12 protein-coding genes are annotated in these 14188 nt (G+C 74.9%); 6 read left to right on the plus strand and 6 right to left on the minus strand.

Annotated elements, in window-relative coordinates:
- Positions 1–36: 36 nt before the first annotated feature.
- Positions 37–732: a ribosome hibernation-promoting factor, HPF/YfiA family gene (hpf, locus tag ACFU6K_RS12470; protein ID WP_049657308.1), complete on the minus strand. Its 696-nt coding sequence runs from the start codon at positions 730–732 to the stop codon at positions 37–39.
- 368 nt (positions 733–1100) lie between these two features.
- On the opposite strand from hpf, the gene ACFU6K_RS12475 reads away from it, so the two are divergent.
- Positions 1101–1847 (plus strand): ComF family protein, encoded by a 747-nt coding sequence (locus ACFU6K_RS12475; protein WP_380662523.1) that lies wholly within the window; start codon positions 1101–1103, stop codon positions 1845–1847.
- 80 nt (positions 1848–1927) lie between these two features.
- Here ACFU6K_RS12475 and ACFU6K_RS12480 read toward each other — a convergent pair whose 3' ends face one another.
- From ACFU6K_RS12480 to mtrA, 3 genes are all read right to left on the minus strand, one after another.
- Positions 1928–3820: an LpqB family beta-propeller domain-containing protein gene (locus tag ACFU6K_RS12480; protein ID WP_380662524.1), complete on the minus strand. Its 1893-nt coding sequence runs from the start codon at positions 3818–3820 to the stop codon at positions 1928–1930.
- Complete coding sequence (gene mtrB / locus ACFU6K_RS12485; protein WP_380662525.1) at positions 3795–5789, minus strand: MtrAB system histidine kinase MtrB; 1995 nt, start codon at positions 5787–5789, stop codon at positions 3795–3797. Before mtrB ends, ACFU6K_RS12480 begins: the two co-directional genes overlap by 26 nt.
- Positions 5790–5901: 112 nt before the next feature.
- Complete coding sequence (gene mtrA, locus ACFU6K_RS12490; RefSeq protein ID WP_030247322.1) at positions 5902–6579, minus strand: MtrAB system response regulator MtrA; 678 nt, start codon at positions 6577–6579, stop codon at positions 5902–5904.
- A gap of 297 nt (positions 6580–6876) precedes the next feature.
- On the opposite strand from mtrA, the gene ACFU6K_RS12495 reads away from it, so the two are divergent.
- From ACFU6K_RS12495 to ACFU6K_RS12515, 5 genes are all read left to right on the plus strand, one after another.
- On the plus strand, positions 6877–8064 hold the full coding sequence (locus ACFU6K_RS12495) for a hypothetical protein (protein WP_380662526.1): 1188 nt from the start codon (positions 6877–6879) through the stop codon (positions 8062–8064).
- Between the two features lie 5 nt (positions 8065–8069).
- Positions 8070–8762 carry a DUF4129 domain-containing protein gene (locus ACFU6K_RS12500; protein ID WP_380662527.1) on the plus strand — a complete coding sequence of 231 codons (693 nt, stop codon included), beginning with the start codon at positions 8070–8072 and terminating at the stop codon, positions 8760–8762.
- On the plus strand, positions 8759–9970 hold the full coding sequence (locus tag ACFU6K_RS12505) for a DUF4350 domain-containing protein (protein WP_380662528.1): 1212 nt from the start codon (positions 8759–8761) through the stop codon (positions 9968–9970). Before ACFU6K_RS12500 ends, ACFU6K_RS12505 begins: the two co-directional genes overlap by 4 nt.
- Positions 9967–10977 carry an AAA family ATPase gene (locus ACFU6K_RS12510; RefSeq protein WP_380662529.1) on the plus strand — a complete coding sequence of 337 codons (1011 nt, stop codon included), beginning with the start codon at positions 9967–9969 and terminating at the stop codon, positions 10975–10977. The genes ACFU6K_RS12505 and ACFU6K_RS12510 overlap by 4 nt, the downstream gene beginning before the upstream one ends.
- An 85-nt stretch (positions 10978–11062) precedes the next feature.
- Entirely contained in the window at positions 11063–12373 is a 1311-nt protein-coding gene (locus ACFU6K_RS12515; RefSeq protein WP_380662530.1) for a DUF58 domain-containing protein, read from the plus strand.
- A gap of 19 nt (positions 12374–12392) precedes the next feature.
- Here the strand turns inward: ACFU6K_RS12515 and ACFU6K_RS12520 are convergent, their stop codons facing one another.
- Positions 12393–13550 (minus strand): RNA polymerase sigma factor, encoded by a 1158-nt coding sequence (locus tag ACFU6K_RS12520; RefSeq protein ID WP_380662532.1) that lies wholly within the window; start codon positions 13548–13550, stop codon positions 12393–12395.
- Between the two features lie 8 nt (positions 13551–13558).
- On the minus strand, positions 13559–13966 hold the full coding sequence (locus tag ACFU6K_RS12525) for a YciI family protein (RefSeq protein ID WP_380662531.1): 408 nt from the start codon (positions 13964–13966) through the stop codon (positions 13559–13561).
- Between the last annotated feature and the right edge of the window lie 222 nt (positions 13967–14188).

The following is a 14188-nucleotide window of genomic DNA, read 5'->3' on the forward strand; positions in this document are numbered from 1 at the left end:
GCCGCCGGGGTCACCCCTCCATCGCTGCTCGGACGGTCAGTCCTCGTCGTCGGCCCCGCCGATCGCGCCGCCCGCCCCGCCGCCCGGCCCGGCCGCGAGGTCGGTCTGCAGGTGGATGACGCCGTAGTGGTAACCGTGCCGGCGGTAGACCACGCTCGGCAGGCCACTGTCCTTCTCCACGAAGAGGTAGAAGTCGTGGCCGACCAGCTCCATCTCGTAGAGCGCCTGGTCCAGCGCCATGGGGGCGGCCGGGTGCGTCTTCTCCCGGACCACCAGCGGGCCCTCGCCCTCCACTTCCAGGGATCCCATCATGGTCTTGCGGACGGCGCCGTTCGTCTCGCCCTCCGGCGCCGTCGTCTCCGGCAGCGCGGCCAGGGCCGCGGTCGCCTCGGCGACGCTGATCGGGGTGCGGCCGTTCGCGCCGCCCTTGTGCACCCGACGCCGGTCCGCGGACTTGCGCAGCTGCGCGTCGAGCTTCGCGGAAGCCAGGTCGAGCGCCGCGTACGGGTCACCGGCGGCGGCTTCCGCCCGGATCACGGGGCCGCGGCTGCGGAGAGTGATCTCCACCCGGTCGGAGCGGTCGGCCTGCCGCGGGTTGTGTTCCTTGGACACCTCGACGTCGAGGCTGATGGCCTTGGCGTCGAACTTCTGGACCTTCTCCAGCTTCTCGGCCACGTGCTCGCGGAACCTCTTGGGCACCTCGGTCTTGCGGCCCTTGACGACGATGTCCACGCAGAACTCCGATCCCTCGTGCTGACGCCGATCCGGGTGCTACCGGACCGGACTGAGACCCAGCTGGACCAGCCCATCCACTGCCGGCCCCCCGTCCCCGCCGCCAGCGGCGGAAACGACTGGCCCTCACCTCACTTCCTCCCCACCAGGGACGTTTGAAACCCCCTGGGCCTTATCGAACACCTCACACGGGTTTTTCGCCTCCCCAGGCGATAAGGAGGGTATGACCCGATACTGCGGTCGGGCGGTCAAGCCGGTCCACCCTGTCTACCCTCTCGCGGGTGAAGTAAGGGTAAATACCTGGACAACGCCCCCCGTACGGCCGATTCTGTGCTGACTCTCCGTGCCTGCCGCCGCCAGGAGCAGCCGTGCCGCCGTTCCCCTCCCCCGCCCGTCCGCCGTCCGCCCAGGGGCCGTTCGGCCACGCACTGGCCGGGCTGCTGGACGTCCTGCTGCCCGCCGACTGCGCGGGCTGCGGCAGTGAACGCACCCAGCTCTGCCCGGCCTGCCGGCACGCGCTGGCCGCCGCGCGGCCCGCCCCCACCCTGCTGCCCTGGACGCACGCCGCCGCGCCGTACACCGGTCCGGTCCGGCAGCTGCTGCTCGCCCACAAGGAGCGGGGCGCGCTGCGGCTGGCCGGGCCGCTCGGCGAGGCCCTCGGCCGGGCGGTGTGCTCCGCCCTGGGCGCGCGGGCCGGGGCCGCGCCGCTGCTGCTGGTCCCGATGCCCTCGGCGCGCCCGGCCGTCCGCGCCCGCGGGCACGATCCGACGCTGCGGCTGGCCGGGGCGGCCGCCCGCTCGCTGCGCCGGGCCGGCCTGGACGTCCGGGCCGCGCCGCTGCTGCGGCACGCGCGGCCGGTCGCCGACCAGGCCGGGCTGAACGCGGCCGAACGGCGCCGCAACCTGCACGGCGCGCTCACCGTGCTGCCGCACGCCCGGACCGGGGCGGCGGGCCTGGGCGCACCGGGAAGCCTGGCGGGCCGTCACCCGGTGCTGGTGGACGACCTGGTGACCACCGGGGCCAGCCTCGCCGAGGCCGCCCGGGCACTGGCCGACGCCGGCCTCCCGGCCCGGGCGGGCGCCACCGTCGCGGCCACGGCGCGCCCGGCCGACTGACCGTCACCGCCGACTGACCGTCACCGCCGCCGACACCCCGTCAGGCCGGGCCGGGGGCCTCGGCCGTCCCGGACGCGGCGTCAGCCCGCGTAGAAGAAGGACCGCGGCTTGTCGATCAGCGAGGTCTCCCGCCACTGGTTGTTGACCAGGCGGAAGGCCTTGATCTCGCTCGGCTTGCCGTCCGCCTGCTTGACCTCGCCCATCGCGAGCACCGGCGGCGTCTGGGTCAGGCTGTCCCCGCGGGACTCCGAGGCCGAGACGGTCAGCATGCTCTCGGCGCTCTGCAGCTGGGTCTCGGTGCTCTGCGAGCCGTCCGTACTGATGAAGTACAGCTGCTGGGTCCGGTCGGCCTCCTTGCCGAGCACGAGCAGCTGGTCGGTCTCCGCCCAGGACACCGAGGCGACGTCGGTGAGCGTGGGAGCGGCCCGGTGCAGCGCGGTGATCTTCGCGGTCGGCGCCTGCGGGGTGCCGTCGTGCACGACCAGTCCGAACCACAGCGAGCGGACGGCCGAGCCCGGGGTCCTGGCCACCAGGGCGACCCGGACGCCGTCCGAGGAGATCTTCAGCGCCTGCACGGTCTGGCCGGTCAGCCCCTCGACCGGCACGGTGTACGACTTGGCGCCGCGCACCATCACCACCCGCGGGGCCTGCTTGTTGCGGTCCACCACCCAGAGGTCGCCGCGGCCGTCCCAGGTGGGCGAGGCGAAGCCGTCCTCCTTGTCGCCGCCCTTGGCCGGCGAGGTGAGCACCGGCTCGCCCATGGCCACCGCGCTGTCCGACAGCGGCACCGACCAGACCTGGTGGCCGTCCTCGCTGATCGCGGCGGCCTGGGAGCCGGTGCGGCTGACCGCGAAGGCGCCGAGCGGCGGCCTGGTGTTCGACTGCGGCTTGCCGAGGACCCCGCGGACCGGGTCGCCGGGGCGCACCTCGTCGGTCGCCACCAGGGCTCCGTCGGCACGCTGGTAGTACTGCGTCGCCGTCGTCGCCCCGGCCAGGGCACCGGGGCCGGTGGACGGCGAGTCACCGCGGGCGGCCGTGCAGGAGCCGTGCGGCCCCTTCAGCTCCAGCCGCGTGATCTGGCCCTTGCCCTGGTCGGCGACGGTGTAGAAGAGCTGGGTCGCCATCCGCCGGCAGGCCGTCGGCTCGCCGGTGTCCGCCTTGCCGAGCTGCACGTGGGCGACCCGGTTGTCGTCGATGCTCACCTTGTCGACCGTGGTGCCGGCCGGGAACGCCGTACGGACCACCGGCGAGAGCCAGACGGAGGGGCCGTCGACGAGCGCCCGGACGGCCGAGGTGAGCGGGTCTATCCGGCGCCGCAGGTAGACCGGGTCGGCGACCAGCACCTCCTGGCCGGCGCTCCCGGACACCGCCGAGGACGGGTCGGGCGCGGTGTAGAAGAACCGCTCGACCTGCCGGAAGCTGTTCCGGAAGTTGGTCTCGTTCATGATCACGCCGGGCGGCAGCCTGTCGATCCGCCACTCGCCGTCCTTCTGCCGGACGAAGGTGAAGTCGGACGAGTCGTTGTTCTGCCCGGCGACCCGCTCGTACGAGTGCCTCTCGTCGACGCTGGCGACCCGCTGCCCGCTCACCTGCACCGACGCCGTGGTGTCGGTGTCGGTGACGTCCTGGCCGACCGGGATGCCGGTGGCGGAGAGCACCTTGGTCCCGGCGTCCGGGTTCCAGGTGGCGGCGGCGCTCTCCGTGAGGTACTTGCGCGCGGTGTCGTACCCCTCGTCGGCGGTCACCGCGTCCAGGAACCCGTTCAGCAGCTCGCGCGGCTTGGCGCCCCGGGCGGGCGCCACCGGGTAGACCCGGGCCTGGAGGTCCTTGTCCGCCGAGCCCTGGGACAGCTCCACCTTGGTGATGCCGCCGGAATCCGGCATGGCCGCGCAGCCGCTCGCCACCAGGGCGCCGAGCAGCCCGCCGACCACCGCGAGGAGCCGCGGCTCAGTCCTGTTGCTCGTCCTTCGCACGCTGCGACCCCTCCGCGTCCGTCGTCCCACCCGTCGCGTCCGGCTCCGCCGTCCGCTGTGCCACCGACGGCCGTCCCGGCGTCGGGTCCACCATGACCTGGGCGCCGGTGGCCCCGTACCCGGCGGCCGTCCACACGTCCGAGGGGTCCGCGCGCGGCCCCTCGGGCAGCTTGCGCCGGCCCAGCCCGGGGCCGATGTTCAGCACCCCGCCGAGCCCGCTGCCCAGGCCGCCGCTCACCGTCTCCGGCGTCTCCGCCTGCTCCTCGACGGCGGCCGTCGCCGTCGCGCCGGCCGGGCTGATCGCCCGCCGGTACGGCGTGCCCTGCGCGCCCAGGCCCCGGTTGTTGCGGGAGTCCTCCGGCTCCAGCCGGAACGGCGCCCGGCTGATCTCGCCGCCGCGGGTGCGCGGCAGGGTGAGCCGGAAGTGCGAGCCGCCACCGGGCTCGCCCCAGGCCTGGAGCCAGCCGCCGTGCAGGTGGGCGTCCTCGACCGCGATGGACAGGCCGAGGCCGGTGCCACCGGTGGTCCGCACCCGGGACGGGTCCGCCCGCCAGAAGCGGTGGAACACCCGGGACGCCTCGCCCGGCTTGAGGCCGATGCCGTAGTCGCGCACGCCGACCGCGACCGCGCCGTCCGCCGAGCCCAGCCGGACCACCACGTCGCGGCCCTCGCCGTGCTCCAGCGCGTTGACCACCAGGTTGCGCAGGATGCGCTCGATCCGGCGGGAGTCCACCTCGGCCAGCACCGGCTCGCCGTCGCCGCGGATCACCACGGCACTGCCCTTGGCCTCGGCGAGCGGTTCGGCGGCCTCCACCACCCGGGCGACGATCTCGCGCAGGTCGACCGGCTCGGCGTCCAGGATCGCGGCGCCGGCGTCGAAGCGGCTGATCTCCAGCAGGTCGGCGAGCAGCGACTCGAAGCGGTCCAACTGGCCCTGCAGCAGCTCCGCCGAGCGGGCCGCCATCGGGTCCAGGTCCTCGCGGCTGTCGTAGATGAGGTCGGCGGCCATCCGGACCGTGGTCAGCGGGGTGCGCAGCTCGTGCGAGACGTCCGAGACGAACCGCCGCTGCACCCGGGACAGCTCCTCCAGCTGGCGGATCTGCGCCTGGAGGGCGTTGGCCATCCGGTTGAAGGACTCCCCGAGCCGGGCGATGTCGTCCGTCCCGGTGACCTTCATCCGCTCTTCCAGGTGTCCGTCGGCGAGCCGCTCGGAGATCCCGGCGGCCATCCGGACCGGAGTGACCACCTGGCGCACCACGACCCAGGCGATGCCGCCCATGAGGATCACCACGAACACCCCGGCGGTCGCCAGGGTGCCGGTGACCAGGTTGAGGGTCTCGGTCTCCTGGCCGAAGGAGAACACGTAGAACAGCTGGTACGACGTCTCCGCCGGGCCGCGGAACTGCATGCCGAGGGCCAGCCCGGGCTCGGACGTGACGCTGCTGCCGGGCGAGCGCTGGATCCGGGTCGGCTGCTCGAACATCTGGCCCGGCTCGGCGGCCAGCTTGGCCCGCAGGGTGTCCGGGATGCTGATCGGCTGGATGTCGCCCGAGTAGCGCGGCGCGAAGCCGCCCCCGTCGGGGACCACGGCGCCGGTGCCGGGGGACATCGCGATCACCGAGTAGACGGTCTGCCCGCTCCCGGCCAGGTCGTTGACCTGCCGCAGCAGCCAGGTGCCGATCTCGTCGACGGTCGGGTCGGCGGTGCCCCGCAGCTTCTGGTCCCGGGCCTCGTCGATCTTCTTCTGCTCGACCTGGAAGCCGATCCGGGCCTGCGCGCGGGCGGCGTCCGTCTTGGTGCCCAGCAGGCCGGTGCGCACCTGCGCCACCACGACCACGCCCAGCACCAGGACGACCGCGATGGACGCCAGCAGCGACACCGCGACCACGCGCAGCTGGATCGACCGCCGGTACAGCGCGGCCACCCGGTGCGTGGGACGGCGCAGCTGACGCTTCACCAGTGCGATCACGCCGGAAGGGCCGCGTCGGCGACGGGTGGTCGAACTCAGCACGTCGCCGCGCACAGCCCCGGCCCCGTCGGTCGCGGAACCCGACGGGGTGTCGTCTGCCCGGTCCGTCACGTCAGCTGGGTCCCGCCTTGTAACCGACGCCGCGGACGGTCACCACGATCTCGGGGCGCTCCGGGTCCTTCTCGATCTTGGAACGCAGGCGCTGCACATGGACGTTGACCAGGCGGGTGTCCGCCGCGTGGCGGTAGCCCCAGACCTGCTCCAGCAGCACCTCGCGGGTGAACACCTGCCAGGGCTTGCGGGCCAGCGCGACCAGCAGGTCGAACTCCAGCGGGGTCAGCGGGATGCCCCGGCCGTCCCGCTTCACGGAGTGGCCGGCCACGTCGATCACCAGGTCGCCGATGGTCAGCTGCTCGGGCGTCGGCTCCTCGGCGCGGCGCAGCCGGGCGCGCACCCGGGCCACCAGCTCCTTGGGCTTGAACGGCTTGGTGACGTAGTCGTCGGCCCCCGACTCCAGGCCCACCACCACGTCGACCGTGTCGGTCTTCGCGGTCAGCATCACGATCGGGATGCCGGACTCGGCCCGGATCTGCCGGCACACGTCGATGCCGTCCCGGCCGGGCAGCATCAGGTCGAGCAGGACCAGGTCCGGCTTGGTCTCCCGGAAGGCGGCTAGCGCCCTGTCCCCATCCGCGACGAAAAACGGCTCAAAACCCTCACCACGCAGCACGATACCGAGCATCTCGGCCAGTGCGGAGTCGTCATCAACGACGAGGACGCGTCCCTTCATGCGTCCATCTTCTCATTACCGGATTGTGACCTGCCGCACAGCAGTGCCAATGCTCCAGAACGGCCAACTCCCCCACCGGTGCATTCCGGCCATACCGGGCGAATGCTCCCCCGGAAGCGCCTCCCGACCCCCCGCGAACCCGCGCCGGAGCACCGCCCGACCCGCCGCGGAGGACCGTTGCCGATCAGCAACCGGATCGCCATGGGGCCGGTTTCCGGCCCCATGGCACGATGGGCGCTGCGCGCGGGCGGAAGATCCGTTCGCAGTCGCGCCCGTGACGCCCTCCGAGGAGCAGTGATGACCGACACCCCGGGCTGGGCCTCGCCCAGCTCGTCCGAGCCGCCCCGCGACGACGCCCGGCCCCCGGCCGACGCGCCCGCCGCCGTGCCCGGGCCGTCGGCACCACCACAGGCCGCCCCCGGCTGGACCGGCCCGGCCGGCGCCCCCGGGAACGGACAGCACTGGGGGCAGCAGTGGGGACAGCAGCCTCCCGGCGGCCACCGCCCGTACGGCTGGGGCGCCCCGGCGAGCCCCAAGCCGGGCGTCATCCCGCTGCGCCCGCTGAGCTTCGGCGAACTGCTCGACGCTGCCGTCACCACCGTCCGCCGGCACTGGCGCACCGTGCTCGCGCTCTCGCTCGGCATCGCCGTGGTCGCCCAGGCCGGCAGCCTCGTGGTCAACCTGCTCGTCAAGGGCAAGACCGGCGAGGCCACCCAGACCCTGCGGATGCTCGCCGGACTGCCGCTCGAACTGCTGCTCAACGTGTTCGCCACCGCGCTGCTCACCATCGTGGTCAGCCGCGCCGTCCTCGGCCGCTCGGCGACCGCCGGAGAGGCCTGGCGCGACGCCCGCCCCCGGCTGCTGCAGCTGCTCGGACTGACCCTGCTCACCGTCCTGCTCGGCCCCGGCGTGGTCCTGCTCGGCTTCACCCCGCTGATCGGCTACACCCTCGCCGGCCAGGGCTCCGTCGCCCTCGCCGGCCTGCTCACCCTGGTCGGCCTGCTGACCGTGCCGGTCGCCGTCTGGCTGTGGATGCGCTTCAGCCTCGCCGCGCCCGCCCTGATGCTGGAGAAGCAGGGTGTGCTGACGGCGCTGTCGCGCTCGCGGCGCCTGGTCCGCGGCGCCTGGTGGCGGGTCTTCGGCATCACCCTGCTGGGCCACGTGCTGGCGCTCGTCGTCGCGATGGTCGTCGTCGTCCCGTTCCAGTTCCTCGGCCTGCTGCTGGGCTTCGAGAGCCTCAACGCCCAGGGCCTGCCCGACACCGCCGACCAGGGCGTGGCCATGCTGCTCCTGCTGGCGGTCGCCGGGATCATCGCCGGCACCTTCACCACCCCCTTCATCGCCGCCGTCGGCGTGCTGGTCTACATCGACCAGCGGATCCGCCGCGAGGCCCTGGACATCGAACTCGCCCGCGCGGCCGGCCTGCCCGAGCAGGGCGGCACCGGCCGGGGCGCGCAGGGCGACCCGGCACCGGCGAGGCGCTGAGCCGGATGCCTAACTGGGGGGACAGGCTCCTCGCCGCGGGCGGCGCACCGGTCACCGTGCCGCGTGACCCGGCGCGCGAGGCCGCCCGCGACGAGCTGCTCGACGCGGAGTACCACAAGCACGACCCGTCCGTACTGAAACGCGTCACGGACTGGATCTACGACCACATCGCCAAGGCGCTCGACAGCATCTCCGGCGACGGCACCACCGGCACCACCGGGCTGGTCCTCTTCCTGATCGTCGCGGTGCTGATCGGCGGCGCGCTCTGGTGGCGCCTCGGCGCACCCCGCCGCGCCGCCCGCACCGTCCAGGACGTGTACGGCACCGAGGGCCCGCGCAGCGCCGACCGGTACCGGGCGGACGCCGCCGGACACGCCGCCGCCGGCCGCTGGACCGAAGCCGTCCGCGAACAGATGCGCGCCCTGGTGCGCGGCCTGGAGGAGCGCACCCTGCTCGACACCCGCCCCGGCCGCACCGCCGACGAGGCCGCCGCCGAGGCCGGCCAGGCGCTGCCCGAGCACGCCGCCGCGCTGGCCGCGGCCGCCCGCACCTTCGACGACATCGCGTACGGCGAGCGCACCGCCGACCAGAGCGCGTACCGGCTGCTGCACGAGCTCGACCGGACGCTGGAACGCACCCGCCCGGTCCTCACCCCCGACGCCTCGGCTTCGGCTCCGTCCCCGGGAGGAGCGGCATGACCGGTTCCGTCCCCGCCCCCGCGACACCGCCCGCCGCCCCCACCAGCCTCGCCCCGACCACCCGCGGCCTGTGGCGCCGCGCCCGCTGGTACCTGGCCGTCCTCGCCGCCCTGCTGATCGGCGCCGCCGCCGTGTCCGCCCTCGGCCAGGACCGCCGCTACCCGCCGCTGGACCCGCGCTCGTACGACCGCGACGGCACCCACGCCGTCGTCGCCCTGCTCGAACGCCAGGGCCTCAAGGCCGAGTTCACCACCGACCCGACCGCCGCCCCGGCCGGCCCGGACACCCTCGTCCTGCCCGAACCCGACCTGCTCGACCCCGCCCAGCTGCGCGCCGTCGCCGCCGCCCGGCACCGGCGGCTGGTCCTGGTCGCCCCCGGCCCGGCCGCGCTCACCGCGCTCGCCCCCGGCATCCGGCTGTCCGACGACGCCGGCGGACTCCCGTACGCCTCCGTCCGCTCCACTCCCCCGGAGTGCGCCCTCACCGAGGCCGTCCGGGCCGGCAGCGCCCAGCAGGGCGGCATGCTCTACACCAGCGGCAGCCGCGGCACCGGGTGCTACCCGCGCGCCCACGGCTACCCGCTGGTCGTCCTCCCGGCCGGCGACGGCGACCGCGACGTGATCGTGCTCGGCAGCGGCACCTTCCTGCACAACCGCGAACTGGCCAAGGACGGCGACGCCGCCCTCGCCCTCGGCCTGCTCGGCTCGCAGCCCCGCCTCACCTGGCACCTGCCCGACTACTCCGCCCCGCTCCCCGAGGGCGCCCGCACCAAGAGCTTCGGCGACTTCCTGCCGAGCGGCTGGCACTGGGCCGGCTACCAGCTCGCCGTCGCCGCCGTGCTCGCCGCCCTCTGGCGCGGCCGCCGGCTCGGCCCGGTGGTCAGCGAGAACCTGCCCGTGGTGGTCCGCGCCGCCGAGACCACCGAGGGCCGCGCCCGCCTCTACCGGCGGGCCAAGGCCCGCGGCCGCGCCGCCGAGGCGCTGCGCGGCGCCACCGCCCACCGCCTCGCCCCCGCCCTGGGCGTCCCGCTCCGGGCCGGCGCACCCGACCCCGACGCGCTCTGCGTCGCCGTGGCCGACCGGCTGTCCGAACGGCCCGCCGGGGACGTCCGGGCCCTGCTGTACGGCCCGCCCCCGACCGACGACGCCGCGCTGCTGCGGCTCGCCGACGACCTCGACGCCCTCGAAAGGCAGGTACGGAACCCGTGACCGACCAGGCAACCGCCCAGCTCCGCCCCGTCCCCGGCACGGCGCCCGCCACCCCCGCCACCGACCCGCGCGCCGCGCTGACCGCCCTGCGCGCCGAGATCGGCAAGGCCGTGGTCGGCCAGGACGCGGCCGTCACCGGCCTGGTCGTCGCCCTGCTCTGCGGCGGCCACGTGCTGCTGGAGGGCGTCCCCGGCGTCGCCAAGACCCTGCTGGTGCGCACCCTGTCCACCGCGCTCAGCCTGGGCACCAAGCGCATCCAGTTCACCCCCGACCTGATGCCCGGCGACGTCACCGGCTCGCTCGTCTACGATGCCCGCACCGCCGAGTTCTCCTTCCAGCCCGGCCCGGTCTTCACCAACCTGCTGCTCGCCGACGAGATCAACCGCACCCCGCCGAAGACCCAGGCCGCCCTGCTGGAGGCCATGGAGGAGCACCAGGTCACCGTGGACGGCGAAGCGCGCGCGCTGCCCGTCCCGTTCCTGGTCGCCGCGACCCAGAACCCGGTCGAGTACGAGGGCACCTACCCGCTGCCCGAGGCCCAGCTGGACCGCTTCCTGCTCAAGCTGGTCCTGCCGCTGCCCGACCGCGACCAGGAGTTCCAGGTGCTCTCCCGGCACGCGGCCGGCTTCGACCCGCGCGACCTCGGCGCGGCCGGCGTCCGCCCGGTCGCCGGGCCCGAGCACGTCGCCGCCGCCCGCGAGCAGATCGCCGGGCTGACCGTCTCCCCCGAGGTCCTCGCTTACATCGTCGACCTCTGCCGGGCCACCCGGCAGTCCCCGTCGCTGTCCATCGGCGTCTCCCCGCGCGGCGCCACCGCCCTGCTCGCCGCCTCCCGCGCCTGGGCCTGGCTGGCCGGCCGCGACTACGTCACCCCGGACGACGTCAAGGCGCTCGCCCTGCCCACCCTGCGGCACCGGGTCGCGCTGCGCGCCGAGGCCGAGATGGAGGGCGTCACCGCCGACTCCGTCATCCAGGCCGTCCTCGCCCAGACGCCCGCACCCCGCTGACCCCCACCCCACCCCGCCGTACCCCACCCGTTCCGGCTCCCGGCCCACGGGTTCCGACGCACGGGCTTCCGAAGGAGCGCACCGCATGGCCCTCACCGGGCGAACCGCCCTGCTCGCCGCACTCGGCGCGCTCGTCGTGGGCCTGCTGCTGCCGTCCTGGACCGGGATCGGCCTGGTCACCGGCGCGGTGCTGGTCGCCGTCGCGGTCGACCTGGTGCTCGCCGCCCCGGTCCGCGGCCTGCGGTTCGGGCGGAGCGGCGACACCACCGTCCGGCTCGGCGAGCCCGCCACCGTCGAACTGACCGTCACCAACCCCTCCGGCCGGCCGCTCCGCGGCCTGGTCCGCGACGCCTGGGCCCCGTCCGCCTGGCGCCCCGGCACCGCCGAGGCCGCCTCCCGGCACGCCCTGGCCCTCCCCGGCGGCGAACGGCGCCGGATCACCACCGTGCTCACCCCCACCCGTCGCGGCGACCACCACGCCCACCGGGTGACGGTCCGCTCGCTCGGCCCGCTCGGCCTGGCCGCCCGCCAGGGCTCGCACCTCGTCCCCTGGACGGTCCGCGCGCTGCCCCCGTTCGCCAGCCGCAAGCACCTGCCCTCCCGGCTCGCCCGGCTGCGCGAACTCGACGGCCGCACCTCGGTGCTGACCCGCGGCCAGGGCACCGAGTTCGACTCCCTGCGCGAGTACCTGCCCGGCGACGACGTCCGCTCCATCGACTGGCGCGCCAGCGCCCGCCGGAACACTGTCGCCGTCCGCACCTGGCGCCCCGAACGCGACCGGCACATCCTCGTCGTCCTCGACACCGGCCGCACCTCGGCCGGCCGGGTCGGCGACGCGCCCCGCCTGGACGCCGCCCTCGACGCCGCGCTGCTGCTCACCGCCCTCGCCACCCGGGCCGGCGACCGGGTCGACCTGCTCGCCCACGACTCCCGCAAGCGCGTCGCGGTGGCCGGCAGCTCGGCCCACGAGGTGCTGCCCGCCTTCACCAACGCGATGGCCGGGCTGGAACCCGCGCTGCACGAGACCGACATGCGCTCGCTGGTCGCCACCGCGCTCAAGATGGCGCCGCAGCGCTCGCTGATCGTGCTGCTCACCGGCCTCGACGCGGCCCCGGTCGAGGACGGCCTGCGTCCGCTGCTGCCGATGCTCACCAAGCGCCACGAGGTCGTCCTCGCCTCGGTCGCCGACCCGCAGCTGGACGCCCTCGCCGCCGGGCGGGGCACCCTGGAGGCCGTCTACGGCGCGGCGGCCGCCGAACGGACCCGGGCCGACCGCCGGGCCACCGCCGAGCACCTCACCCGCCACGGCGTCACCGTCCTGGACGCCCCGCCGGCCCGGATCGCCCCCGCCCTCGCCGACACCTACCTGGCGCTGAAGGCCGCCGGCCGGCTCTGAGCCCCCTACCCGGCCGGGCTCAATCGGTCCGACGGCCCTTCAGAAGCGTGTTGAGCCGGGCCGCCTGACGGGTCAGATGGTCGCGCTCGGCGAGGTCGGGCGCCCGGTGCGCCGCCTCCGCGTACAACCGGGCCGCCGCCACCGGGTCCCCGTCCCGCTCGTGGAGGTACGCCGCCACCGCCGCGTACCTGGGCAGCGCGTCGTCCAGCTCCGCGAGCGCCGCCAGCCCCGCGCGCGGACCGTCCGCTTCGCCGACCGCCACCGCGCGGTTGAGCCGCACCACCGGGCTGGCGGTCAGCCGGACGAGCTCGTCGTACCACTCGACGATCTGCACCCAGTCCGTCTCCCCGGCGGTGGGCGCGTCGGCGTGCAGCGCCGCGATGGCCGCCTGGGCCTGGAACTCGCCCAACCGGTCCCGGGCCAGGGCCCCCTGGAGGATGCCGATGCCCTCCGCGATCAGCCCGGTGTCCCACCGGCCGCGGTCCTGCTCGGCCAGCGGCACCAGCGCGCCGTCGGGCGCGGTCCGGCCTGCCCGCCGGGCATGGTGCAGCAGCATCAGGGCCAGCAGCCCGGCCACCTCGGGGTGGTCGATCACCGCCGCGAGCTGCCGGGTGAGCCGGATCGCCTCGGCCGCGAGGTCGAGATCGCCGGAGTACCCCTCGTTGAAGACCAGGTAGAGGACCCGGAGCACGGTCGCGACGTCCCCCGGCTGATCGAACCTGACGGCCGAGACGGTGCGCTTGGCCCGGCTGATCCGCTGCGCCATGGTCGCCTCGGGCACCAGGTAGGCCCGGGCGATCTGGCGGGTGGTCAGCCCGCCCACGGCACGCAGCGTCAGCGCCACCGCCGACGAGGGCGTCAACGACGGGTGGGCGCACAGGAAGTAGAGCTGGAGCGTGTCGTCCACGGCGGCCGCGGGCCCCGGCTCCGGCTCCCGGTCGACCAGGTCCTCCCGGCGCCGACGGGCGGCCTCCGACCGGGTCGCGTCCAGGAACTTGCGCCAGGCCACGGTGACCAGCCAGCCCTTGGGATCGCGCGGCTGCTCGGCCGGCCAGAGCCGGACCGCCTCGACCAGCGCCTCCTGCACGGCGTCCTCGGCCGCCGCGAAGTCGGCTCCGCGGCGGACGAGAACGCCGAGGACGCTCGGTGTGAGGCTCCTCAGCAGGGCCTCGTCCATCGGGGACGTCACTCCGTGATGGTCGCCGGCATCGCCAGGAACGGACGCAGCTCCAGCCACTCGTGGATCGGCTCGCCCCCGGCCCCGGGAGCGGCCGACAGCTCCCCGGCCAGCTCGACGGCCCGCTCGTAGCTGTCGACGTCGATCACCATCCAGCCGGCGATCAGGTCCTTGGTCTCGGCGAACGGACCGTCGGTGACCGGCGGACGCCCCTCGCCGTCGTACCGGACCCACGTCCCCTCGGGCGCGAGCGCCTGACCGTCGACGAACTCGCCGGTCTTCTCCAGCCGGTCCGCGAAGTCCTGCATGTACCGGATGTGCGCCGTGACCTCCTCCGGCGTCCACTGGTCCATCGGCACGCAGTTGACCGCGGTCGGGGCACCCCGGTAGTGCTTCAGCAGCAGGTACTTGGCCATCGTCTTCTCCTCGGATCCTCGGAGCTGGTGCGACCCATTGTGGCCGCGTTCACTCCGGGGACGGTGCCGGGCACGGGTTCTCGACACGGCCGGCCAAGATTCTTTCCGGCCCGCCCGCAGCCGGCCCACAACGCGAAGAACCCCCATCCGGGTCCCGGATGGGGGTTCTTCAGAAGAATTGTTCGGCGGCGTCCTACTCTCCCACAGGGTCCCCCCTGCAGT

It is taken from the genome of Kitasatospora sp. NPDC057512 (genome assembly GCF_042802135.1).
Lineage (GTDB): Bacteria > Actinomycetota > Actinomycetes > Streptomycetales > Streptomycetaceae > Kitasatospora.

Coding starts and splice junctions, on each gene's coding strand:
- ACFU6K_RS12500 (WP_380662527.1), top strand. CDS start 8,070: ATGCCTAACTGGGGGGACAGGCTCCTCGCCGCGGGCGGCGCACCGGTC.
- ACFU6K_RS12520 (WP_380662532.1), bottom strand. CDS start 13,550: ATGGACGAGGCCCTGCTGAGGAGCCTCACACCGAGCGTCCTCGGCGTT.
- ACFU6K_RS12495 (WP_380662526.1), top strand. CDS start 6,877: ATGACCGACACCCCGGGCTGGGCCTCGCCCAGCTCGTCCGAGCCGCCC.
- ACFU6K_RS12525 (WP_380662531.1), bottom strand. CDS start 13,966: ATGGCCAAGTACCTGCTGCTGAAGCACTACCGGGGTGCCCCGACCGCG.
- mtrA (WP_030247322.1), bottom strand. CDS start 6,579: ATGAAGGGACGCGTCCTCGTCGTTGATGACGACTCCGCACTGGCCGAG.
- ACFU6K_RS12505 (WP_380662528.1), top strand. CDS start 8,759: ATGACCGGTTCCGTCCCCGCCCCCGCGACACCGCCCGCCGCCCCCACC.
- ACFU6K_RS12515 (WP_380662530.1), top strand. CDS start 11,063: ATGGCCCTCACCGGGCGAACCGCCCTGCTCGCCGCACTCGGCGCGCTC.